The sequence below is a fragment of the Gordonia aichiensis genome, assembly GCF_039946255.1.
GTDB classification, from domain to species: Bacteria; Actinomycetota; Actinomycetes; order Mycobacteriales; family Mycobacteriaceae; genus Gordonia; species Gordonia aichiensis_A.
On the sequence record NZ_JBCDWL010000012.1, the window covers coordinates 107,967 to 132,128 of the forward strand.

20 protein-coding genes are annotated in these 24,162 nt (G+C 69.0%); 12 read left to right on the top strand and 8 right to left on the bottom strand.

Features of this window, described 5'->3' with window-relative positions; genetic code table 11:
• Window positions 1-5 precede the first annotated feature (5 nt).
• On the top strand, window positions 6-3,362 hold the full coding sequence (locus AAFO60_RS14695; protein ID WP_347956958.1) for a DEAD/DEAH box helicase: 3,357 nt from the start codon (window positions 6-8) through the stop codon (window positions 3,360-3,362).
• A gap of 148 nt (window positions 3,363-3,510) precedes the next feature.
• Complete coding sequence (locus AAFO60_RS14700) at window positions 3,511-5,058, top strand: multicopper oxidase family protein (RefSeq protein ID WP_347956959.1); 1,548 nt, start codon at window positions 3,511-3,513, stop codon at window positions 5,056-5,058.
• Here the strand turns inward: AAFO60_RS14700 and AAFO60_RS14705 are convergent.
• Genes AAFO60_RS14705 through AAFO60_RS14715 form a run of 3 tightly spaced genes read right to left on the bottom strand, consistent with a single transcriptional unit; the run spans window position 5,052 to window position 7,539 of the window.
• Complete coding sequence (locus AAFO60_RS14705) at window positions 5,052-5,696, bottom strand: response regulator transcription factor (protein WP_347956960.1); 645 nt, start codon at window positions 5,694-5,696, stop codon at window positions 5,052-5,054. The genes AAFO60_RS14700 and AAFO60_RS14705 overlap by 7 nt on opposite strands.
• Window positions 5,693-6,874, bottom strand: coding sequence for a sensor histidine kinase (locus AAFO60_RS14710; protein ID WP_347956961.1), 1,182 nt, complete (start codon window positions 6,872-6,874; stop codon window positions 5,693-5,695). The genes AAFO60_RS14705 and AAFO60_RS14710 overlap by 4 nt, the downstream gene beginning before the upstream one ends.
• A gap of 20 nt (window positions 6,875-6,894) precedes the next feature.
• On the bottom strand, window positions 6,895-7,539 hold the full coding sequence (locus AAFO60_RS14715; protein WP_347956962.1) for an IMPACT family protein: 645 nt from the start codon (window positions 7,537-7,539) through the stop codon (window positions 6,895-6,897).
• 155 nt (window positions 7,540-7,694) lie between these two features.
• Here AAFO60_RS14715 and AAFO60_RS14720 point away from each other — a divergent pair, with 155 nt between their 5' ends.
• Window positions 7,695-9,236 carry a DUF222 domain-containing protein gene (locus AAFO60_RS14720; RefSeq protein WP_347956963.1) on the top strand — a complete coding sequence of 514 codons (1,542 nt, stop codon included), beginning with the start codon at window positions 7,695-7,697 and terminating at the stop codon, window positions 9,234-9,236.
• Between the two features lie 4 nt (window positions 9,237-9,240).
• Here the strand turns inward: AAFO60_RS14720 and AAFO60_RS14725 are convergent, their stop codons facing one another.
• On the bottom strand, window positions 9,241-10,548 hold the full coding sequence (locus AAFO60_RS14725) for a M23 family metallopeptidase (protein WP_347956964.1): 1,308 nt from the start codon (window positions 10,546-10,548) through the stop codon (window positions 9,241-9,243).
• 98 nt (window positions 10,549-10,646) lie between these two features.
• Between AAFO60_RS14725 and AAFO60_RS14730 the strand changes: the two genes are divergently transcribed.
• The 8 genes from AAFO60_RS14730 (at window position 10,647) to AAFO60_RS14765 (ending at window position 18,672) form a co-directional block, all read left to right on the top strand.
• Complete coding sequence (locus AAFO60_RS14730) at window positions 10,647-11,603, top strand: Vgb family protein (protein ID WP_347956965.1); 957 nt, start codon at window positions 10,647-10,649, stop codon at window positions 11,601-11,603.
• Window positions 11,604-11,708: 105 nt separating this feature from the next.
• On the top strand, window positions 11,709-13,409 hold the full coding sequence (locus tag AAFO60_RS14735; protein WP_347956966.1) for a sensor histidine kinase: 1,701 nt from the start codon (window positions 11,709-11,711) through the stop codon (window positions 13,407-13,409).
• Between the two features lie 5 nt (window positions 13,410-13,414).
• Window positions 13,415-14,074, top strand: coding sequence for a response regulator transcription factor (locus AAFO60_RS14740; protein ID WP_347956982.1), 660 nt, complete (start codon window positions 13,415-13,417; stop codon window positions 14,072-14,074).
• Between the two features lie 48 nt (window positions 14,075-14,122).
• Entirely contained in the window at window positions 14,123-15,742 is a 1,620-nt protein-coding gene (gene dacB / locus AAFO60_RS14745; protein ID WP_347956967.1) for a D-alanyl-D-alanine carboxypeptidase/D-alanyl-D-alanine endopeptidase, read from the top strand.
• 42 nt (window positions 15,743-15,784) lie between these two features.
• Window positions 15,785-16,213 carry a hypothetical protein gene (locus AAFO60_RS14750; RefSeq protein WP_347956968.1) on the top strand — a complete coding sequence of 143 codons (429 nt, stop codon included), beginning with the start codon at window positions 15,785-15,787 and terminating at the stop codon, window positions 16,211-16,213.
• The gene (locus AAFO60_RS14755) at window positions 16,158-17,030 is read left to right on the top strand and encodes an alpha/beta hydrolase family protein (protein ID WP_347956969.1); all 873 of its coding nucleotides are present in this window, start codon (window positions 16,158-16,160) and stop codon (window positions 17,028-17,030) included. The genes AAFO60_RS14750 and AAFO60_RS14755 overlap by 56 nt, the downstream gene beginning before the upstream one ends.
• Before the next feature lie 128 nt (window positions 17,031-17,158).
• A complete protein-coding gene (locus AAFO60_RS14760; RefSeq protein ID WP_347956970.1) occupies window positions 17,159-17,902 on the top strand; it encodes a hypothetical protein in 744 nt (247 codons plus the stop codon).
• Window positions 17,903-18,027: 125 nt separating this feature from the next.
• The gene (locus AAFO60_RS14765) at window positions 18,028-18,672 is read left to right on the top strand and encodes a hypothetical protein (RefSeq protein WP_347956971.1); all 645 of its coding nucleotides are present in this window, start codon (window positions 18,028-18,030) and stop codon (window positions 18,670-18,672) included.
• 93 nt (window positions 18,673-18,765) lie between these two features.
• On the opposite strand, the gene AAFO60_RS14770 is transcribed toward AAFO60_RS14765, so the two are convergent.
• From AAFO60_RS14770 to AAFO60_RS14785, 4 genes are all read right to left on the bottom strand, one after another.
• Window positions 18,766-19,191 (bottom strand): hypothetical protein, encoded by a 426-nt coding sequence (locus AAFO60_RS14770; protein WP_347956972.1) that lies wholly within the window; start codon window positions 19,189-19,191, stop codon window positions 18,766-18,768.
• A 197-nt stretch (window positions 19,192-19,388) separates the two neighbouring features.
• Entirely contained in the window at window positions 19,389-19,652 is a 264-nt protein-coding gene (locus tag AAFO60_RS14775; protein ID WP_347956973.1) for a hypothetical protein, read from the bottom strand.
• Window positions 19,649-21,202 (bottom strand): hypothetical protein, encoded by a 1,554-nt coding sequence (locus AAFO60_RS14780; RefSeq protein ID WP_347956974.1) that lies wholly within the window; start codon window positions 21,200-21,202, stop codon window positions 19,649-19,651. Before AAFO60_RS14780 ends, AAFO60_RS14775 begins: the two co-directional genes overlap by 4 nt.
• Window positions 21,203-21,368: 166 nt before the next feature.
• The gene (locus AAFO60_RS14785; RefSeq protein ID WP_347956975.1) at window positions 21,369-22,736 is read right to left on the bottom strand and encodes a GDSL-type esterase/lipase family protein; all 1,368 of its coding nucleotides are present in this window, start codon (window positions 22,734-22,736) and stop codon (window positions 21,369-21,371) included.
• Between the two features lie 113 nt (window positions 22,737-22,849).
• Here AAFO60_RS14785 and AAFO60_RS14790 point away from each other — a divergent pair, with 113 nt between their 5' ends.
• On the top strand, window positions 22,850-23,980 hold the full coding sequence (locus tag AAFO60_RS14790; protein WP_347956976.1) for an aminotransferase class V-fold PLP-dependent enzyme: 1,131 nt from the start codon (window positions 22,850-22,852) through the stop codon (window positions 23,978-23,980).
• The last annotated feature ends 182 nt before the right edge of the window (window positions 23,981-24,162 follow it).

Here is a 24,162-nt window from a genome sequence, read left to right on the forward strand (position 1 = left end):
GGTTCATGGCATACCGGCCCGCAGCACCGCAGTCGTGGTCGTGGTCGTCGACGCACTTCCAGGCGGCTCTGACGGCTTTCGATCCGATGACCTGCGCTCGCGGTCTCGATTACGCCGGCCGGGGGATGATCGTCGAATTCGCCGCCACCCCCACCGGGTTCGTCGGCTCGTGCCGGGGGTCGGGCCGCCGACGCTACCGGTGCGACGTCGACGCGACCTTCGAAGCCGGACAGCTGGTCGAGATCGACACCTACTGCAGCTGCCCGGTCGGGACGTTCTGCAAGCACTGCGTCGCGCTGCTGGTCACCGCCCAGCGGGAGGGGTCGGTACCGGGCCGCGGCCAGGAGTGGAAGGCGCTGGTCACGGAGCTGCGCGATCTCGACGAGATCACGGCGAGAGCGACGCGGACGCGCCCCGAGGTGCCGGTCGGATTGATGTTCGAACTCGACCGGACCTACGGGTCACCCTGCCTCGTGCTTCGCCCCGTCGCACCGGGCAAGTCGCGGCCGTGGGTGATGAACCGGGTGACGTGGGATCACGTCTTCGGCGCCTCCAGCAACGAGAACTTCGCCCCGGCCGCGCTCAACGCGCTCCGCGGACTCGGCCAGACCTTGAGCACCGACCGATACGGCGTTCCCGGTGTGTACGGCACCGTTACGCTCACCGGACGCCCCGCCACGTGGCGCGCTCTGGCCGGGGTCCGCGAGGCGGGCGTCCCGCTCGTCTCCCGCACCAACGGAGCCATCGGTGCCGCCGTCCTCGGCGAGGAGGTGACACCGCACCTGCGGGTGGTTCCGGTCGCCGGCGGCGCCGCGGTCGAGGTCGAGTTGACGCTCGACGCGCGGCCCCTCGATCCGCGGGCCACGGACGTCCTCGACGGAGACGGGATCGTCGTCTCGATGGTCGACGGCGCGCTGCTGGTGGCGCCGATGCCGCCGCTCACCCCGACCGAGACTCGACTTCTGCGCAGCGCCGAGCCGCTGTTCGTGCCCGACGACGCACTGCCCGAGTTCGCCGCTGCGATGCCCGCGATCAGCGGCGCCCGGGCGGTCGAGGTCGTCGGCGGCGCGCTGGAACCGCAGATCGTCTCCGGTCCCGCGCTGCGACTGGTGATCACCTGCGACGACACCGGCGCCGACTACGCCTGGTTCTTCGACTACACCGTCAACGACGCCGTTCGCAGCGTGCCCGTCCTCGACCCGTCCGACGGCACGTTCGTCCGCGACGACGAGGGCGAGACGAAATTGCTCGAGGGCTGCCGCGACGAACTGACCGCCGTCGCCGCAGCGACGAGCGCCTGGCTGCCGACGACGACCGATCGGCTCGAGGCCGCGACCACCGAACTGCTGCGCAGCGGCGAGGTCGACACCGCTCTGGCCGTGCGCGAGCTGATCACCGAGCTGCGAACGCGGCCGTTCGACGAGACTGCTGCGGCCGCCCCGCCGGCGCTGCTGGCCGGTCCGGTCCGGTTGAGCCTGAGCGAGGCCGCGATCCTGTGCGGCGAGGTGGCCCCGAGGATCGAGGATGCGGGTCGGGTCACCGTCACGATCGAGGGCGACCTCGACTTCCGCCGCGCGCAGAGCGCCCCGGTCGTCAGGTTCTCGGGCGACGCGCAGACCGATTGGTTCGACCTCGCCGTCGAGCTTGACGTCGACGGTCACCTGGTGCCGCTCGCCTCGGTGATCCAGGCGCTCGACGCCGGCGAGACCCACATGGTCCTGCCCGACGGCACCTACTTCCCGCTGAAGTCGCCGGAGCTGGACAGGCTGCAGACACTGCTCACCGAGGCTCGCGAGCTGGGCGAGATCGACCGCGGCCGGGCGGCGTCAGGCACGCTCAACGTGTCGATGTGGGAGGATCTGCTGGCGCTCGGCGTCGTCGACGACCAGTTGGCCGACTGGCACGGGCGCATCCAGCGGCTCGCCCGGGCCCGACCGCCGCACCCCGTCCAGCCGCCGGCCGGTCTCGACGCCCAGCTGCGCCACTACCAGCGCAGCGGCCTCGACTGGCTCACGTTCCTGTGGGACAACCGGCTCGGCGGAATCCTCGCCGACGACATGGGCCTGGGCAAGACCCTGCAGACCCTCGCCCTGTTCGGTCGGATCCTCGAGGAGCGGCCCGACGCCAGGTTCCTCGTCGTCGCCCCCACCAGCGTGATCGGGAACTGGGCCGCCGAGGTCCGCCGCTTCCTGCCCGAGGTGCCGGTCGCGACCGTCACCGCCACCCAGAAACGCCTGGGTCCCCTGGCCGAGATGCTCGGCGATGTCCGCATCATCGTCACCTCGTACACGCTGCTGCGGATCGACTACGACAACTTCGCCGAATTCGATTGGACCGTCGCGGTGTTCGACGAGGCGCAGTTCATCAAGAACCACAACTCGCAGACCCATCAGAGCGCTCGGAAGCTGTCCGCCGAGAGCAAACTCGCGATCACCGGCACTCCGATGGAGAATCGGGTGATGGAGCTGTGGTCGCTGGTCTCGGTGGTCGCGCCCGGGCTGTTCAGTTCACCCAAGAGGTTCAAGGAGCACTTCGCGGCCCCCATCGAGAGCGGCCGGGAACCCGAACGCCTCGCGACGCTGCGCCGCCGGCTCAAGCCGATCATGCTGCGGCGCACCAAGGACCAGGTTCTGGACGACCTGCCGGAGAAGCAGGAGCAGAAGCTGACCCTCGCCCTCGAGGCCAAGCACCGCCAGATCTACGACACCTTCCTGACGCGCGAACGGCAGCGGATGCTCGGGCTGCTGGCCGACTTCGACAACAATCGGATCCAGATCCTGCGTGCGCTGACCACCATGCGCCAGCTGAGTCTGCACCCGGGCCTGGTCGACGACGCGAACGCCGAGATCAAGTCGACCAAGATCACCTACCTGGCCGAGCAGGTCCCCGAGTTGATCTCCGAAGGCCACAGCGCCCTGGTGTTCTCCAGCTTCACCGGATTCCTCAAGCTGGTGGCGGCCCGGTTCGACGCCGACGGCATCGCCTACAGCTATCTGGACGGGTCGATGTCGGCCCGGCAGCGCACCGCCCAGATCGACGACTTCACCGCCGGCCGGACCGCAGTCTTCCTCATCAGTCTCAAGGCCGGTGGTTTCGGGCTCAACCTGACCGCCGCCGACTACTGCTTCGTCACCGACCCCTGGTGGAATCCGGCCGCCGAGAGCCAGGCCGTCGACCGCGCGCACCGGATTGGTCAGAAACGCGCGGTCACCGTGTACCGCATGGCCGCCGAGGACACCATCGAGGAGAAGGTGATCGCCCTGCAGGACCGTAAGCGCGAGCTGTTCAACGCGCTCATCGACGACGGCGCCGAGTTCTCCGGCGCCATCACCGCCGACGACATCCGCAGCCTGCTGCGGTGATGATTTAACACAGCGGCATCTCCTGCACAACCCCTCTGCGGTCGTTTTCTGCGCGGCGATTCGCGGCCCGCGGGTGGAGGTCCGGCCCCGGTCGCGGCACGCAGACTCGTAGTCGATTCCCCGACCGTCCGAGCCCTGCAGGAGAACCGTGAAGCATCCGTCCCCGACCCGCACCGCGCGGTCCCGCAGGTCGTTCCTGCTGGGCCTGGCCGCCGTCCCCGTCGTCGCGGCGGTCGGCTGCACGCCGCGGGAGACGACCGCTGTCGGGACCGGGGGGCTGCGGCCGCTGCCGATCCCACCGCTGGCACCGTCGACGGTCGACACCGCCGGCGTGCGCCGCTTCACCCTCGTCGCCGCCCCGGGCAGCACCGAGATGCGACCCGGGCAGCAGACGCCGACGTGGGGGTTCAACGGCTCGATCCTCGGTCCCACCCTCCGGGCCCGACGCGGAGAGAAGGTCGGCTTCACCATCGACAACCGGCTGCCGGAGACCACCACGGTGCACTGGCACGGGATGCACGTGCCCGCCCGGTTCGACGGCGGACCGCATCAGTCGATCGCCCCGGGCGGGCGGTGGTCGCCGGAGTGGACGGTCCAGCAGCCCGGCGCCACCCTCTGGTATCACCCGCATCCGCACGGCGCCACCGAGAAGCACGCCTATCGCGGTCTGGCCGGGATGTTCCTCATCGACGACGCCGACACCGACAATCGCGACCTGCCCCGCGACTACGGCGTCGACGACATTCCGCTGATCGTGCAGGACCGCCGGTTCACCTCGGACGGTCGGCTCGACGAATCCAGCCCCACCGACGTCGGGCTGCTGGGCGACACGCTGATCACCAACGGCATCGCCGGCGCCTACCTCGACGTGGCCGCACCGCGGGTGCGGCTGCGGATCCTCAACGGCTCGGGCGGCCGGATCTACAACGTCGGGCTCGCCGACGGCGGCGAGTTCTCGATGATCGCGAGCGACGGCGGGCTGCTGCCACGGCCGGTCTCGCTGACCCGGCTGGTGTTGAGTCCCGGTGAGCGCGCCGAGATCATCGTCCCGGTCGGGCAGGCGCCGAGGCTGCTGCGGTCATTTCCGCTCGACGAACGCAGCGGCGGAACCTCCCGTGAGGCGGCGGCTTTCGGGTTCACCGACTCCTTCGACATGCTGGAACTACGGCCGACCGGCGACCGCACCACCGCCCCCGCCCTCCCGGCGGCGTTGACGACGATCGCCCGGCTGAATCCGTCAGGCGCCGTCGTCCGCCGCCGGTTCGACCTGCAGTGGTACATGATCAACGGTGAGCGGATGGACATGAATCGGATCGATCACACCTCGATCGTCGACACCACCGAGGTCTGGACGGTTCGCAACCGCGACAACTGGCCGCACAACTTCCACGTCCACGACACGCAGTTCCAGATCCTCGACATCGACGGGCAGGCGCCGCCGCAGCAGCTGGCCGGCTGGAAGGACACCGTGTACACCCCGCCCGGCAGCACGGTGCGGTTGGCGTTGCGGTTCTCCGACTACACCGATCCGACGCTGCCGTACATGTATCACTGTCACCTGATGCTGCACGAGGATCAGGGCATGATGGGGCAGTTCCTGGTCCTGGCGCCTGGGCAGCGGGCGGCCCCGACGAAGATGCCGGCGATGCCCGGCATGGACCACGGAGGTACAGACCGCGGGGACATATCTCACTGACCGGACTGGCCGCGGCGGTAAGCGTAGACGGCCAGCCGCGCCCGGTTGTCGCAGTCGGTCTTGTCCATCAGGTTCCCGATATGCGACTTCACCGTCGAGACGCCCAGATGCAGGCGCTCGGCGATCTCCGGGTTCGTCAGCCCGTCGCCGACCAGGGCCAGGATCTGTGATTCCCGGTCGGTGAGCGCGACCGGCTCCGGTGGCGACGATGCGGTCGCCGGATCGACGGCCCGGTCGACGAGGCGGCGCAGCAGATCCGGGGTGAACGGCAGGTCGCCGTCGGCCACCCGGCGGATCGCGTCGAGCAGGTCGGCCGGGTCTGTGTCCTTGACCAGAAAGCCCGCCGCACCCGCCGCCAACGCCGGATACAGGTGGTCGTCATCGTCGAAGGTGGTCAGCACCAGTACTTTCGGCGCATCGGGTCGGCGGGTGATCTGTGTGGTGGCCGCCACCCCGTCCAGGCCGGGCATCCGCAGATCCATCAGCACCACGTCCGGAGTCAGGGCGATCACCGCCCGGATCGCCTCGGCGCCGTCGGCGGCCTCCCCCACCACGTCGAGATCGTCGGTCGATTCGCACAGCATCCGCAGACCCGCGCGCACCAGCCGCTGGTCGTCGACGATCAGCACGCGGATCATCGGTCCTCCTCCGTTCCCGGCTCCTGGACGACACCGGCCGGGAGCCAGGCGTGCACCCGCCACTGCGTGCCGTCCGGGCCCGCCGCCAGTGTGCCGCCCGCCAGCGATGCGCGCTCGGTCATCCCGACGAGTCCGTGTCCGGCCCTGCTCTCGTCGCCGGTCATCTCGCCCTCGGCGATCCGGCGCCGGTTGCTCACGTCCACGACCAGTGCATCGGGGCCTTCGGTGACCCGCACGGTCACCGCGGCCTCCGGGTCCGCGTACCTCATCGCGTTGGTCAACGACTCCTGCACCACCCGCAGCAGGGTGAGCCTGCCGATCGCGTCGAGACCGGTCAGCTCGGGCAGCGAAGCCAGGTCGACGGTCAGACCGGCGGCCCGCGTTCGGGTCACGGCGGCCTCGATCTCGGCGGGGATCGCGTCGGGCTCCACCAGTGCCACCTGGCCCAGGCCCGGGTCGCGCAGGGCCGCCAACAGGCGACGGATGTCGGTCAGCGCGCCGGACGCCGTCGCGTGCACGTCGTCGAGCACGTCGCGGACCCGCGGATCGGCGTCGGCCACCACGTGCCGGGCCACCCCGATTCGCAGCACGATCGACGCCATGTGGTGGGCCACCAGATCGTGGAGCTCACGCGCCAGTGCCGTCCGTTCCGCGGTCCGCGCCCGTACCGCCTCCTCTGCGGCGCGCAGCCGGTAGGTCTGTGCCAGTTCGCGCTGGGCGCGCAGGTACAGGCCGAGCAGCAGCGGCAGTCCGACGGCGGCCACCGCCTCCACCGCCGTGGCCGTCCGCCAGAAATCGGTGTAGGACTCGGTGCCGAGGCCGGTCACCACCGCGACCGCCCAGCAGGCGGTGGCCGCGACGACTCGACCGCGCTCGGTCACCCGCATCGCAGCCTCGGCCAGACCGACCGCGCCCAGGTACGGCACCAGCCCGGCCAGTCCCCACGCATGTCCGACGAACATCACTGCAGCCAACGCCGATGAGGCGATCGACGCCATCAGTGGTACCCGATCCCCGATCAGGAACACCGCGGCCGCGGCGAGCCCGGCGATCCAATACCAGATCGGCACCTGATACTGCCCGGGGAAAGAGCTGGCGGCGAGCATCAGCGGCACCAGGACCAGGGGAATCGCCCGCCCCCAGGGCACCCGGTGCAGCAACGTTCGTGGCTCGATCACGCCTCCAGAGTAGGGCGCACCTATGACATCACCGGCACGTCCACCCATTGCGTCCCGGCGGGTTCAGCGTGGGCGCGGCCGGCGGTCGCGGCGGCCACCGCCGCCTCCACCTGCGCCAGATCCGCCGTCGCGGTCAGCAGGGTGGCGGTCGCGCCGTACTCGGTGGCCAGGATCGCGATGCCCCGGGCGCGCAGATCCGCCTCCACCCGACCCGCGTCGGCGTGCGGCAAACTCACCCGCGCCAGAACCCGTTGCTCACGGCGCACCGTGGCGGCGCCGTCGAGTGCGAGCGCGACCGCGTCGCCGTAGGCGCGTGCCAGGCCGCCGGCGCCCAGCGGGGTGCCGCCGAACCACCGGACCACTACGGCCGCCACGTCGCTGAGTCCGGCACCGTGCAACACATCGAGCATCGGCGCGCCCGCGGTTCCGGACGGTTCGCCGTCGTCGTTGCTGCGCGTGATCTGTCCGCGTTCACCGAGGACGAACGCCGAGCAGTGGTGCCGTGCCTCGCGGTGGTCGTGGCGCAGTTTCGCCACCAGTTCGCGCGCGGCGCTCTCGTCGTCGACGCGGCGGACCACGGCCAGGAACTTCGACCGTTTCACCTCCAGGACGCCGACGGCGTCGTCTCCGCGGGCGAGGGTGAGGTAGGTCTGCGCATCGGTCACGCCTCAACGCTCTCACGCACCGCCTCGTCGGCGGCACCGCTCCCCTCTCGGGCTAACACCCAATCGAACGTTTACACGATTTTATTGTTGTATATATCACTTTTCACTGCTATCATTAGAACATCAGTTCGCATCGGATTGAAGGGGTGGACCACATGATGACCAACCAGGAGCAGGCCGGCGTCCGGAACGATCTCGACCTCACCGAGGTCGGCGTCCCGGCGGGCGCCACCACCGGTGACCAGCTCGGCGACCTCACCGCGATCGTCGCGCTCGCGGCCGCCGAGGGCTTCGTGGCCTGGAAGCGGTACCAGCTCATCTACACGATGCTCGGCCGCAACCTCGCGGCCATCGACGGCTCGGTGCCCGACCAGAAGCGGCTGGTCGATCCGCTCACCTCGCTCGCCTGCGAGGTCGCCACCGCGTTGGCGATCCATCAGAGCACCGCCGAACGCCAGATCGATCTGGCGATCACCGCACACGAGCGGCTCCCCCGCGTGGCCCGGCTGCTCCGCGACGGCGTGCTCAGTGTGCGCGGGTTCGCCGAGATCGCGCTGCAGACCGGCGCGGTCGTCGACGACGACGTGATGGCGGCGCTCGACGCCGATCTCGCGATCGAACTGCGTGTCATGGGTCCGGCCGCGGTCAAGGACGTCAGCGATACCGCGCGCCGGTTCGTCGCCGAGTTCGATCCCGATGCGCTGCGCGATCGACGCAAGGCCGCCTGCAAGGGCGTCACGGTCGCCATCGAGGTCGAGGATGCGACGCTGTCGATCTGCACCACTCCCGAGGACGCCGCCCTGGCGAAGAAGTGCGTTGACGCCCTCGCCGCCCGCGTGTGCGCCAACGATTCCCGCACGGTCGGCGAGCGTCGTGCGGACGCCGCCGTCGCCCGGCTGACCGGTGCCGCGTTCTGCTGCGACTGCGCGCGCGACGACTGCGCGGCCGCATTGAGCGATGCGGAGATCGCCGAGGCGTTCGCACGGATCGTGGTGCACGTGGTGGCCGACGCCTCCACCCTGAACGACGGCTCCGACAAGGCCGCCTACCTCGACGGTTTCGGCGTCATCGACGCCCACCACGCCCGGGAGATCGCCGCCCGACCCGGCACCGTGGTGCGCCCGCTCGACGTCGCCGGCCTCGCCGACCGCACCGCCCGCGCCGGCGACCCCTACCGTCCGACCACCGCCTGCGACACCGCGGTGCGCGCACTGTTCGGAACCTGCTCGCACGTCGGCTGCCACCGCCCGGCGTGGAACTGCGATCTCGACCATGTCTGCGAGTACAACCACGCTCGGCCCGCGGCGGGCGGTGCCACCTGCTTCTGCAACCTGAACCCGAAGTGCCGCTTCCACCACCTGGTCAAGACCTACGGCGAGGGCTGGCTCGACGACCAGATCGTCGACGCCGACGGCGTCGTCTGGACCGAGATCACCACCCCGTCCGGGTACCGGGTGCGACGCCGTGCGGCCAATCACTGGCTGCTGCCCGACCTCGGGCTGATCCCGTGCCGGCACGGCGCGCCCACCGCTCCCGGCGTCGTCGACCCGGCCGGCGAACCCGAGCGTGCCCGCACCCGCACGCAGGCCAAGCACGACTACCGGATGCGGCTGCGTTCGCAGCGCCGCTATTCGGTCGCGTGTGCGCAGGCCGCGGCCGTCGCCGTGTTCGAGTCCGCCGACGAGCCGCCGTTCTGAACGCTCAGTTCGGGAAGTTCACGATGGCGTCGTTGAGCGGCAGTTGGTGCGTCCGCGTCTGCGTCGTCTCATCGTGGTGGGCGAAGAACTCGCCGGTCAGGTAGTCGTCGGCGGCCAGGATCGCGGTCGGGTCGATGTAGCCGGCGTACTCGAAGCTGTCGAAGACGTACGGGATGCCGTCGCTGCCGATCAGGTTCGGTCCGTCCATCAGCTGGAAGTGCAGGTGCGGCGCGTTGGAGTTGCCGGTGTTGCCGAGCTTGCCGATCAGTTGCCCCTTGGTGACCTTGTCGCCGGGCTTCACCAGCAGCGATCCCTCCTGCAGGTGGGCGTACATCGCCCAGACGCCGCCGCCGAGGTCTTGGACGATGTGGTTGCCGTCGACGTTGTCGACGGTGATCTTGGCCGCCAGCACCGGATCGGAGGCGGGAAGGATGCCTGGTGCGTTGGCCGTGACATCGTCGAGTGTCGCGGTGATGGTGCCGTCGGCGACGGCGTACACGTTCTGCCCGTAGTCCTGATAGCTGTCGTTGCTCGTCTTGTCGCCGACGTAGAACCGGCCTCGGTCGTCGGTGCGCATCCAGTCGATGGCGAACCGCTGACTGTCGGCCAGGGTGCCCGCCAGCGGCAGCAAGGACGGCACGTGCGGGAAGCCGATGCCGCAGCAGCCGTTCTGCGCCACCCAGTCGGTTCCGCGCAGCGGCGGAGCGATGATCGGGGCGGTGCGGGCGGCCACGGATTTCGGTGCGACCGTATAGGTCACCGGCCGCGCCGGACCGGGCCCGGGGTTCGCTGAGGCGAGGGCGACGATCCGGTGCAGCACCGTCGGCGGGACGTCCGAGACGGCGTCGACGGTGAAGTCGACCAGCAGCGCACGGGACTGCCCGGGCGGGATCACCGTGTCGGGTGCCGGCTGCGAGGGCAGGGTGCGCAGCCGATTGCAGTCGCCGTATCCGCAGGCCGGGTCGACGAGCGCCGTTCCGGAGAACGAGGTGAGGGCTGACGTCGGATGCTGCGCGTCGACCACGTCGACCCGCTGCAGGGTGGCCGGGGCCAGGCCGGCGTTGGTCAGTTGCAGCGCGTACGCCACATGCGCTTTGCCATCGGTGCCGACGAACGGGAAAGTCGGCGATCCGAGCGGTTGCACCGTCACCGCCGTGTAGTCGGTGGAGACGTTCGCCGAGACGGCCGCCGGTTCGGGACTGCTCGGCGGACCAGCGCTCCGGTCCCCGCTGGAGCATCCGGTCACGGCCAACGCAACCGCCGACAGCACCGCGGCGCCCGACACCGCGACCCGCCTCACCCTGCTGTTCATTCCTTGAATTCTCCGACGAACCGTCCCGCTTCGGAATAGACCCAGGTCCATCGTCAAGCCCCGCCTCTCGCGGTCACTCTGGTAGCAGGAGGCGCCCCATGACCGAACAGATCGGCTCCGTCGACATCATCGGCGACGCGACCGACGGCATCGAATCGCCGTGCGGTCTCATCGCCGCAGGGGGTGACATCTGGTTCACCAGTATCGCCAACGGTCGCCTCGGCCGGGTGCGGGAGTACGGCAAGGATTTTCGGGCCGCGACCTTCGCCGATCCGCGAAACCGGATCCGGCTGCCCGCGAACCTCTTTCCGGCCGCCGACGGCAGGCTCTGGGTCACCTGTCTGGGCTCGGACGCGCTCGCCTCGATCGACCCGCATGCCGTCGATCCCGCCGCATCGATCACCGTCTGCTCGCATCCGGACCTGCGGGGCCCGGTAGCCGTCAAAGCCGCCCCCACCGGATTGCTGTGGTGCACGCTGCGCGGCGCCGACGCGATCGCCTCCCTCGACCCGCGGACACCCGACCCCGCTTCGACGGTGACGCTGATCCGTTCCGAGCTGATCGCCGACCCGTCGGCGCTGTTCGTCGATCCCCGCGGCCGCGTGTGGTGGGTCAACGCCACCACCCGGACGCTCGGCCGATACGATCCGGCGGCGCCTGGCCCGGTGCGCCGGTTCGGTCCGTGGCCGCAGTACGGCGCGCCGCGCGCGTGGGCCGTCGGCGCCGACGGCACCCTGTGGGTCACAACGCAGGACGCCCCCGGGCTCCTCGCCGTCGACGCCGCCACCGATCCCGCCGTCCGCTGGCACACCGATCTGCTCCTGCGCACACCGGACGGGGTGTGCGCGCGCCCGGACGACTCCCTCTGGATCGCGGACACCGCCGCCGACGCCATCGTCCGATACCGTCCGGCCACCGGATCCTGGGACCGCTTCACCGCCGACGGGATCGCCGGTCCCTTCGACATCAAAGCCGGTCCCGATCCGGCGTTCCTGTGGTTCACCAACAAGCGGGGAGACTCCCTCGGCCGGATCCGCGTCGCCGAGCCGGACTGACCGGTCACGGCACCGCTCTACGATGAACTGATGGATGCCGTCGGGCCGGTGCAGAGGAGTTCCTCGCGCCCGTCCCACATGCGTTCGCTAGATCGAGCGCTCCTGGTGACGGCCGGTGCCATCGCCGGTCTGGGCGTGCTGCAGCTGGCGTTGATCGTCCCCGGAGCCGGTCCGCTGTGGTGGGTGCACCTGATCGTCACCGTCACCTTCTGGCTGTACGCGGCCGCCGGTCTGACCGCTTGGCACCGCCGGCCGGGCAATCCGACGGGGATGCTTCTGGTCGGCGGCGGCCTTGCGATCCTGGCCGGCAGTCTCCTCAACACCGCGGTGCCCGCCCTCATCACGGTCGGTGCGGTGACGGCCACCCTGGTGCTGGCGGTCACGGTGCATCTGCTGCTCGCGTTCCCCTCCGGTCACGTGCACGGACGGTCGGCGCGCAGTGTCGTCGCCGCGGCCTATGCGGTCGCTGTGGTGTTGCAGGCCCCGCAGTACCTGTTCGACCCGGCGGTGGCGCCGGTGGCGGCGATCGCCGATCGGCCGGGGTTGGCCGCCGCCGGTGAGTGGACGCAGCGGGTGGCCGGTGCGGCGGTCGTGCTGGCGGCGGCGGTGATCCTGGCACGACGAATCGCCGAGGCCCGCACCGCGCATCGGCTGATTCTGATCCCGCTGTTCGCCTACGGTCTGCTCGCGCTGCTGTCGGTTCCGTTGCGGGCCGTCGTGTGGGAACCGGCGTTCGGGCCGATCACCGCGGCGGTCGTGCAGTTCGTCGTGATCGCGGGGGTGCCGGTGGCGTTCGTGCTGGCCATGCTGCGCGGCGGCTTCGCCCACGAGGGCGCCCTCGACGAGTTGGCCGCCGAGCTCGGTGACACCGGCGGCGCCAGCGACGATCTGCCGCGGCTGCTGCAGCGCGTGCTGGGCGACGAGTCGATCGAGATCCGGTACTGGATGCCCGAACAGGCCGTGTGGGTCGACGCCGCCGGTGTCCTCGCACCGCTGCCGACCCGGGCGACGCAAGCCAGCGTGGAGGTCAAGGTGGCCGGTGAGCGGATCGGCGCCATCGTCTACGACGGGTATCTGATCGCCGACCCGGAGAGCGTGCACGCCGCCGGCCGGGTGGCCGCGCTGGCGCTGGAGCGGTCACGCCTGTTGGCTCAACTGCTGGCGCAGCGGCGGGCTCTGATCGCGTCCCGATCGCGGATCGTCACCGCCGCCGACCGGGAACGGCGCCGGATCGCCCGCGATCTGCACGACGGGGTGCAGGTGCGGCTGGTGCTGCTGGCGCTGCAGGCCCAACAGCTCGCCGACACCGCACCCGAAGCCGGGGCCGCCGACGCCGCGGTGGCCCTGCGTCGCGACCTCGACGACACCGCCGCCCAACTGCGCGCCTTCGTCCACGAACTCATGCCGTCGGCATTGGTCGAACGCGGATTGCGCGCCGCCGTCGAGGACCTGGTCGATCGGATGCCGGTGTCGACCGTCCTGCACACCGAGATCGTCGACGGCGCTCTTCCCTCCGGGGTGGAGAGCACCGCGTACTTCCTCATCGCCGAGGGACTGTCGAATGCGCTCAAGCATGCGGACGCACACCGGCTCTCGGTGCGGATCGACCGGGACGGCGACCGGCTCGTCGTTGAAGTGCACGACGACGGGGTCGGCGGTGCCGCCGCCTGCGCCGGGCACGGGCTCGACGGGTTGGCCGACCGCGTGCACGCTCTCGGCGGGGTGTTCCGGGTCGACAGCGTCGCCGCCTGGGGCACCCATCTGCGTGCCGAACTGCCGTGCACCGTCACCGAATCGGGGGTTTGACCGGGATGGGTGGCGGCGTGCGCGTGGTGGTCGGTGAGGACGACGTCCTGCTGAGGCGGGGATTGGAGTCGGTGCTCACCGCCGGTGGTTTTCGCGTCGTCGCCGCGGTCGGGGACGCCGATGCCCTCGTCGAGGCGACCGATCGGCATGTGCCCGAGCTGGTGGTCACCGACATCCGGATGCCGCCCCGCAACGCCGACGACGGGCTCGCGGCGGCCGTGCGGATCCGGACCCGGCATCCCCAGGTCGCGGTGGTCGTGCTGTCGCAGTATGTGCAGCGCCGGTACGCCACCGAACTGCTCGCCGCTCGGCCGGCCCGGGTGGGTTATCTGCTCAAGCAGCGCATCGCGGATCTGGCCTCGTTCCTCGCTGCGCTGCGCACCGTGGTCGACGGCGGGACCGCCATCGATCCGGAGGTGATCGAGGTGATGGTGAACCGGGCCCGACTGGTCGACGGTCAGGCCGCGCATCTGACCCCGCGGCAGTTGGAGGTGCTGGCGATGATCGCCGAGGGACGCAGCAACGCGTGGATCGCCGAGCATCTGGTGATCTCGGAGAAGGCCGTCGTCCAGCACACCTCGCACATCTACGATGCGCTCGGGATTCCCGTCGACGCCGACGATCACCGGCGGGTGCTGGCGGTAGTGCGGTACCTGGCCGGGTAGCGACCTGAGTCTATGGTCTCGGCGGCCGGCCCCGACGAGACTGACGTCATGGAGCTTTCGTCCGTTTCGTTCCGTCGTCTGGTACCGGCGTGCGCGGCCGCCGCCGCTGTCGTGTTGGTCGTTTCGTGTTCGTCGGACGTCGAGCCGTCGGCCGAGGCGGTGGGCCGGGTGGGCGAGCTGCCTGCCGCGGCCGCGCAGATCATGGACAAACCCGCCTACCGCGGGGCGCGGTGGATCTATCAGGTGGCCGACCAAGACACCGGTGAGGTGCTGTTCTCGTCGCGTCCGGACGAGTTGGCGTTCACCGGGTCCACGGCGAAACTGTTCACCGTCGGCACCCTGTTCGACTCCCGTGGGACCGATGCGAAGCTGACCACGCCGGTGTATACGACCGGCCCCGTCGCCGACGGCACCCTGGACGGGGATCTGGTGCTGGTCGGGTCCGGGGATCTCACCTTCGGGGGTCGGGAGGCATCGGCGGGCAAGGCGGTCGACGCCTTCTCCGCGACCACCATCGATCACGTCTACGCCGATATCGCGCCCAACGGGGCGGTTCCGGCCGGCGATCCGCTCGCCGGTGTGAACCGTCTGGCCGCGCAGGTCGCGGCATCGGGAATCAGGCAGGTGAACGGCGATGTGCTGGTCGACGACCGGCTGTGGCAGCCGTACACGGCGCAGGAGGGTCCGGTGCCGCCGATCTTCGTCAACGACAATCTGCTCGACATCACCGTCGATCCCGGTGCGGTCGGCGCCACCGCGGGTGTCACCGCGTCGCCGGCGACTGCGGCGTATCGAACGGTCTCGGAGGTGACGACGAAACCCGGCACGGACGTTTCACTCGCCGTCACCGCCGACGAGCACGATCCGCGGCTGCTGCATGTGTCCGGGGAGATCGGCGCCGACGCCGGGAAGCGACTGACCATCTACCGGGTCCCGGACGCCGCCGCGTGGGCGCGCACCCTGTTCACCGAGGCGCTGGCGCGGGCCGGGGTGGCGGTCTCGGGTTCGGCAGCATCAGGTTCGGCGACATCGGGCTCGGCGGGTCCGGCTCTACCGGCGCCCGACAGTTATGGGAAGGCCGTGGCCACGTATGTCTCGCCGCCGCTGTCGGTGCTGGCCGGTATGGTGCTGCGCACCAGCTACAACACCGGCGCCAATGCATTCCTGTGTCTGAACGCCGTGCAGGCCGGTGCCACCGACTGCACCGACGGGCTCAAGAGCACGCGAACCCTGGCCGGCAAGGCCGGGATCGACGACGATGCGTTGATCCTCGTCGACGGTCAGGGCGGCGATCCCGCGTCGGCGAGCCCGGCGACGATGACCCGCTGGATCCGGTTCGCCGACGGGCAGCCGTGGGGTCCGGCGCTGCGCGAGGATCTACCGATCCTCGGCGAGACCGGGACCCTCGCCGCGAACGGGTTGCAGAGTCCGGCCAAGGGGAAGGTTCGGGCGAAGACCGGGACCAGCGCGCATGTGGATCCGGCGACCGGTCGGGCGTTGTTCAATGTGCAGTCGATGGCCGGGCACATGACCTCGAAAGACGATCGGAGTCTGGTCTTCGACGTCCTGGTCAGCGGCGCCGTCTTCGACGATCCGGTCAGCGGCGTCACGCAGGTCGGCGACGACGTCGCCGATGTGGCGGCCGCCTTCCAGCAGGCGGCGCAGTAAAAGACCCCGCTGATGAAAAGAAGCTGATGAAAGGAAAGAGCCATGGGTAGCGGCAGCGATCCCACCCGACGCCGGGACGCCCTGTTCGACTCCGAGTTCCTGGACCGGTTCGGCCGCTGGCCGATCGCCTACATCTCTGCCGGCGGCGCCGACACCGGCGATGTCGTCGCGGTGGCCGAGGCCGTCGGCGCCGGCGATGAATCCGACTATTATGAGGCGTTCGTCGCCTCCGGCGACGCCAAAGTCGCCGACGCGCAGGCACTCCTCGACGCCGGGCACCGGCGCAGTGCCCGCGACCGGTTCCTCCGGGCGAGCTGCATGTATGCCGCCGCCTTCCATCCGATCTACGGCAAGCCGGTCGATCCGCGCCTGCTCGCGGCATTCGACAAGGAGACCGAAGCGTTCCGGGGCCGGAATGGAACTCCGCGACCCGCCGGTGCACCCGACCACCATCGCGTTCGACGGGCATGAACTGCCCGCCTATCTGGTTCCGGCGACCGGTCGCGCCGGCGAGCGGCGGCCGCTGCTGATTCTGAACAACGGCTACGATGCGACGATCACCGATCTGTACTTCGCTTCGGGTGTCGCCGCACTCGACCGCGGTTATCACGTGCTGATGTTCGACGGTCCCGGGCAGGGCGAGATGCTGTACCGGCACGGGATTCCGTTGCGTCCGGATTGGGAGACGGTGATCTCCGCCGTCATCGACTACGCGGAGACCGTGCCGATCGTCGACGCCGACCGGATCGCGTTGAGCGGCTGGAGTCTGGGCGGCTATCTCGCCCCACGCGCCGCCTCGGGCGAGCCACGGTTGGCCGCCTGTGTCGCCGACCCCGGTCAGTGGGACATCGCCGAATCGATCCGGGGTTTCCTGATCAAGTTCGGGGTGCCGGGCGCCGATCGCGTCGCGCCGGCCGATCTCGACAGCGAGGTCCTCGACCAGGTCTTCCAGGTCATCGTCGCCGACCAGAATCTGCGGTGGCAGATCGTCCAGCGCGGTTTCTGGGCCAACGGAGTCGACGATCTGCGCGACTACTTCCGGGTGCTGGCCGAGTTCACGCTCAAAGACCGAGTCGGCGACATCACCTGCCCCACGCTGCTCACTACTGCTGAACACGACCCACTCGCGGCAACCACGCGGGAGTTCTTCGACGCCCTCTCCTGCCCGAAACAACTGCTCGCGTTCACCGCCGCCGACGGGGCGGGCGACCACTGTGAGACGGGCAACCGCTCCCTGCTCAATCAGCGGGTGCTCGACTGGCTCGACGACACCCTCGGCGTCGACTGACCGGCCGTCGCTCTCCCGGACTCCCGACCGCCGAACCCTCCTTGTGGATAACGCAGTTGAGGGTCTCCTGCTCCCCCGCCATCCTGTGACGGGACAGACTCACGCACTGCACCGAATTCGGGGGAAGCATGACCAGCACACTCAACTTTCAAGCCGACCGCGCCATCGATGTAACGCTCGGCGTCCCGCTCGACGGCCGTGTCCGTCTCGAGTTCGGCGGCGGCCCGTCCATCTGGCGGGTCGACGGCTTCGATCGCCTCGACGATCTCTGGGGCACCGGCGCCATCGCGCGTGAGCCGATCAGCCAGGGGGTCTATCGCGACATCGCCCGGCTCGATCCCGCCACCGACGTGCTCTGTGTCGCGACCACCACGCCGGTCAGCAGGCTGGGCGGATACGTCCAGTCCGACATGCTCTTCGCCCTCTCGCCCGTCGGCGACGATGCCGAGGACGATGCCGAGAACGAGGAGCATGCCGATCCGATGCCGTTGTGGTCGGGATTCGAGGATCTGCTCATGAAGGCCTCAGTGCATGCCGACGATCGCGGCGAAATCCTCCGGGTCACCGGAAGCGACCCGGACGGTCCGACGATCACTCTCGGCACCATGATCGCCGATCTGCAGCGACTGTCAGTGGTCTCGGCCGCACCGGCCCCCACCAGCGGCCCCCTGTGGCCGTTCCCTCGCGTCGGCGAGGAGGATCGGACCACCGTCGTGGGCGAGTTGAGCCCGGGCGGGCGTCTGGAAGCCGCCCTTCTGGCGACCGAAGCGCTCCGGACCTGGGGTGTGCGGCCGCGCGAAGCAGCCGTCTCGTATGTGACGCCCATCGAGGTGATGACCGCGTCGCTGCACTGGGCGGCCGCAAACCTCTGACGGCGCGGCGACCGGTGACACCGTATCGACCGATCAGCCGACTACTGACAAGTAGTCGTGCCCGATCCGAAAGGATCGCTACCTTTGCCTGACATACCTCTCACCCTCGATCAAGGGATTTCTGCATGAGTGCACTTTCACGCACCTTCATCGCCGCCACCGTGGCGGCCGGAACACTGGGTTCGATCGGCGTGGGAACGGCGCACGCCGTTCCCGCAGCAGGCTCCCCCGAAGGCGCGGTCACCTTCTCGGCGAAGAACCTCGGCGGCTGCAAGGCCGAGTTCACGATCGTCAACAAGACCAACGTCACCACATACACCATCGACTGGCGGATCGACGGCGAAGCCGGCCGCACAGTCGCCGACATCCCGTTCGAGATCTGGCGGACCGGCAGCCCGAACATGTCCTCGAAGGCCGAGCTCCCGAGCTGGCCCGACGGCGGCGCCGGCGAGAACACCGTCGAGAACCGCACCATGGTCTCCGACAGGGCCCCGGTGACCGCCACATACACGCAGGATCTCAAGAACCTCAACGGCTGGAACCCGCCCCTGCCCAATCCGGAGGCCGCTACCCACCTCGTCGAGTATCGGATGGTCTTGGGCCCGCCCGGAAACAACGGTCAGACCGCCGACGGGAAGCCGGAATGGCTCGGCGACCGGGAGTGGCGCCAGATCACCGTGACCGGCTGCGCCGACCGGCCGGGCGGTGACGGCTCCCTGGGCACCGGGTCGCTCGGCAGCGGTTCACTCGCCTCCCTGTTCGGGTCCTGATCCCCGCACGGTCAACGGGAACAGTCGTCCGCCGCGGGCAGGCCCCGCGGCGGACGACTGTTTCCTGAACTCGGATCGATCTCAGAGCCCGGGTCAGTCGACCGGCCAGCCGAGCTGCCTGCGCGAAGAGGCCTCGTCGTAGATCTTCTCGACGTGCTCGATCTTGTTGTCCGCGTTCATCTTGATGCTGTAGACAAACGGAATCCGGGCCTGGACGCGGGTCGGGGCCACCGGGCCTCCGTCGCCGGTGTGCTCAGCCAACGACAGACCCTGCACGATCACCGTGTTCGTGGATGCGTCGTGCGCCGACGCCACCAACTCGTACCCCGACCCGGCGAACGTGGTCTGGAAGGCTCCGGCCACCTGGTCGCAGTAGTCGTTGAGGGTCTCCATCCCCTCGTAGCTGGGGGCATAGCTGTGGAACGACGCGTCGTCGCCGGCGTAGGTGCTGCACCCCGCCCAACCTTCTGCCGATTCACATGCATGGAAGAACTTCACTGCCACATCGAGCGCGTTCACGAACTGACCTCCGATTGACCTGTCGACACTGACGGTGTGGCCCAGCCAGCCTCGGATGAGACGTGGACCACACAGCCAGTCAATCGCTGCCGGTGCGCATATGGGAGGTTCTTCCCGTCTGAGGGGAATGCGATTTCTCGTCAGCGGAGATCTGTCTGGCTGTCAGGTCGACGATGCCAGGGCTTCCGCCATTCGCATCATGGCTTCTTTGCGAAAAGCTTGGTCACCGGCTTACCGATCTGGAATGCGGCGACCGGAACTGTCGGTGAGTTCGCAACCGTCTCCGGGTCACTGACCGCCGGCAGAATGGCTGCCGGTATCAAGTCGTGCTCGCGCATGTAGCCCAGCAGAGACGTGATCGTATCGCGCGCCGCGTTGAGCTTCACCAGCGTCGGCGCCTTGGCGTCACTGAAAGGAGCAAGGCGATTGATCTGCGCGGACAGCTCGTTTTCCGCAATCACGACCCGCTCCCACAGGCCGAAATCGTAAGACTCGCCGACGCTCTCAACGAGTGGGCGATCGCGACTTGAATGGCGATGCTCGTGGGATCGAGCAGTACTGCTGAGTTCCCCGGACGCGCCGTCGCTGCTGCGGCGGTGACCATTCCGCCGGTACCGGCCAGGCCGCTGAGCATAGCCAGGCCGCCGGCCATCCCGCCGGGACCGAAGGCCGCCAGCCCACTGGTGATCGCGGCCGCCCCGACCGTGCCGGCAGCCCCCGCCATCGCCAAACCTACTGGGCCCGCCGCAAGAAGAGCCACGCCGGCCGCGGCCATCGCCCAACGCGTCTTTGTGCCGAAAAGCGTTCGGCGTGAGTCGAGATGCTCGTTCACCGACCTGATCGCGTCCTGGATCTTGGTCGCCGTCCCGCTGGGGTATCCGAGTACGCGCATCACATGCGGAATCGCTTCCACGGCGGCATCACCGGTGTCGATCTCGTATGGCGCCACCGCATTCGAGTATGTGAGGACGACCACTCGTGCGACGACCTCCGACAGATCCCATCGACGTGGCAGAACCGGTTGCCGCCCCGCCACCAAGTCCACCAACTCATCGGGAAGGCCTCTCCCGGCAGATTGTTGGATGAGTTCCTGGACGTACACGTCTCGCACGACCTCTAGCGCATCCTCGTAGCGCTCGCGTACTTCCTTCTGCTTCTTCGGAATGCTGTGCCCGACCGCTGTCGCGAACTCCAGGGTGAGGAGCACGCCCGCCTCATCGTCAGAGAGACGAGCGGTCAGATCGGCGCCCGCGTGGACAAGGTCCGAGCGAGGCCGCACGGTGTCCCGGACCAGCGTGGCAATCGCACGGTTCTGGAGGTAGTCACCGGACGCGTGCTTACCGGCACCCTTCACCCAGAAGTCCTGTGCCCCGGGAAACAACGATGCGAGTCCCCGTCCGGCCGTCACGCCGTCCAGCGGGTCGACGAAGTTCGACCAGTCGGCCACCCGCGAGTACGGAAAACGCTTCAGAATTCGTCGGCTGTTCTTATGCAGGATCGGCGAACCGGCCGGACTGCCGATCGTGATGAATCGGCGAACATGCATCGACTCCGGCAAATGATCGAGAAGGTCGATCGCAATCACACTGCCCAGGCTGTGACCGATGAGGATCACCTGGTCGGTAAACGGCAACGCATCCAGGATCTGTTGGAGCACTGCTCCGCGCAGACCTTCGTCCGTCAGATAATTCTTGACCTGCTTGAGAACGCCGAGCGGTGCGGCCTGGATGAAGGCGCTCTGCATCGCTTCCACCGCACCGTCTGGCAGTTGATTGAGTCGGAATGAACGGATGTCGTCGAGCTCCCGGATATCGCGTTCGACTCCCGCTTGTCGACGTTCGAATACGCGCCGTGCATCACGGTCGTGCTTCTCCGAATAGGTGATCGGCGGGTGAGTCGATTTGATCCCGGCGACTTGAAGAATCGCACTGTATCTCGGTGCGACGACCTCGTCGGCCGAGATCGGCTGCTCCCCAGCGCTTGCATCCCACGGTTCAGACCCGCCAACCACGATTGTTCAGGATCGCCGTCGCCGACACCATGTAGGTAGAGAATGTGCACGCGTACCTCCGTACGTGGGGAAACATCACCGACTTCCAGCGAATCGTATACATGGACACCGACAACCCCCGCACGGTCAGCTGTGGGCGTCTCGATCTCGTAGACGTACCCCGACGTCACCGCACTCCCGCCTCGATCAGCACCGCCTGATCGGCGAGGGCGATCGCAAGCCCGCCGGCGGTCGTCGGATGCAGCGGGGCGTTGCCGTCCATGCCTTGTACGAACGGGTCGGGCGAGCAGAGTCCGTGTCCGGCGAACGAGGGTTTCGCGGTACGGAACGACGCCGCCGCGGCGCCCTCGGCCAGGACCCTGTTCAGCGAGTCGAGCCAACCCCGCAGCAGCTTCGCCTTCTCCTCGGTGATGCCGAGGTCGCGGACGCAGTCGCTCTTGCCGGGCAGCGGGTCGTAGTACTGGTTGATGATCACCGTCGGCGGGTTCGGCAGCGCCCGCAACCGCATCAGCAGCACCAGGTAGTTGCGGGCGAAAGCCTCCAGCTGTTGGTGGAAGTACGCTTCGGAGGCTGCGCCGCCGCAGTCTGGGAGTGCCGCGCACACCCCGACCATGTGCGACCAACCGGCGTCGTTGGCGCCGACGCTGATGATCAGCGCACTCGGCCCGGTCTTCAGTGCCGCGGCCAATTGTGGCGGAAGGACGGTGTCGCCGCGCTTCTGTTCGCCGAGCAGTCCGGCACCGACGGTCGCGCTGCTGCACGCCAGAGTGGTGACCGACCAGTCGCCCGCCCGGCCGAGCGCGGAAGCGAACGAGCCGCTGGTCCGCTCGCAGACGGTGTCGTCCGGCGTCGGGTTCGGCAGCGGCGGATTGCCGATGCCTGCGGCCGTCGAATCGCCGATCACCACCACGCTTCCCGCCTTCGCGGCCGGAACGACCGTCGGTGCGGGTTCGGTGATCGCCGCCGCCCCGACCAGCGACGCCAGCGAATCGATCCCGCGGAGCTGGTCGGACGCAGACAGTGCCGTCGCCGCCACCGCCCCGACGTTGAGCGCCGCGGCCACCAGCACCCCGATCACCACGAGCACGATCGAGCCGCGCAGACGTCGTCGCTGCCAGCCGGCCACCGCCCCCATCAGCAGCAGCGAGACCACGACGACGATCGATGTCTGCACGATCAGATAGTCGCGCCATCCGCTGACCAGGGCGTCGCGCAGCTCGTGCTGGGCGACCGCGCGGGCCGATCCGGGCGCATCGGGCCCGAGGAGGTCGGCCAGCTGGGTCGACAGATGCAGGTCGGTCAGTTCCAGTCGCGGTCGCACCGGCCCGGGGAAGTCGATGGTCGTCGGCAGTCGCTGCCCGAACAGGTCCACCTCACCCGGCCCGCTCCACGACGGCGACGGCGCCGCCGCCCCCACCCGCACCGTCTGTCCGACCGCTTCGGCCGACTGCATCGGCGTCAGCCACAGCGACACCGCGATTGCGATGATCGCCACCACGAGCACGGCGACGACGTCGACGATGCGCTTGCCCATGCTTCGAGGATGGCACGGATTCGACGCTCGCACGGCGGTCCGACGCCGCACAGCCGCATCGCAGCTTCCGGCCCAGCGTCTCGCGCCCGACCGGTTTGTGACAGAGTTGGAACGTGGCTCTTCCTCATAACGACATCGATCCCGACGGCCTGCTCGAGTACTCGGTGGTGTTCACCGATCGCTCGCTCAATCACATGTCCAAGCGTTTCGTCGGCGTCATGCAGGAGCTTCTCGGCATCCTGCGCGACACCTACAACGCCGGCAGCGTGGCCGTCGTCCCCGGCGGCGGCACGTACGGCATGGAGTCGGTGGCCCGACAGTTCGCCACCGGCAAGCGTGTGCTCGTGGTCCGCAACGGTCTGTTCTCGTTCCGTTGGTCGCAGATCTTCGAGACCGGCGCCATCACCGATCAGGTGACCGTCTGCAAGGCGCGTCCGGCGAGCGACGCGCACCAGGCGCCGTGGTCGCCGGCACCGATCGACGAGGTCGTCGCCGCCATCCGCGAGCAGCGTCCCGAGGTCGTCTTCGCCCCGCACGTCGAGACCGCGTCGGGCATCGTGCTCCCCGACGAGTACCTGGCGGCGCTCGCGGCCGCGGTCCACGAGGTCGGCGGCGTGTTCGTCCTCGACTGCGTCGCCTCCGGTGCGCTGTGGGTCGACATGGAGAAGAACGACGTCGACGTGCTGCTGACCGCCCCGCAGAAGGGCTGGAGCGGCACCCCGTGCGCCGGCTACGTGATGCTGCGCGACCGCGGTCGCGCCGCCGTCCTGGAGTCGAACACGACCAGCTTCGCGCTCGACCTGCGCAAGTGGCTCTCGATCAGCGACTCCTACGTCGAGGGCAACGCGCCGTACCATGCGACGCTGCCGACCGACTCGCTCGCACACAACGCCCAGCTGATGCGCGAGACCGTCGACCTGGGTGCCGAGGAACTGCGCAAGCGCCAGCTCGAACTGGGTTCGCGGGTGCGAAGCCTGCTCGCCGAGCACCAGATGCCCTCGGTCGCTGCCGAGGGCTTCGACGCCGCGACCGTCGTCGTCGCGTTCACCGACGATCCCGCCCGCCAAAACGGGTCGGTCTTCAAGCAGGTCGGCCTGCAGATCGCGGCCGGCGTGCCGCTGCAGTGCGATGAGGGCCCCGACTACTCGTCGCTGCGCATCGGCCTGTTCGGTCTGGACAAGCTCACCGACGTCGACGGCACCGTCCAGCGGCTCGCCGTCGCGCTGAAGAAGCTCGACAAGTAGTCATCACCGTAAACGAATCCCCGATACCCGATCTACTGGCCGGTACGGCTGATTTCAATGCGTGCCAAGCTGTGTGTGAGTCGGTTCCAGGAAGGAACGTGATGAGTGCTAAGCCGAACTTGTCGGTCGCGGAGATCGAGTTGCTTGTTGAGGAGTACCTCGACTTGCCGCGTGGGACGAAG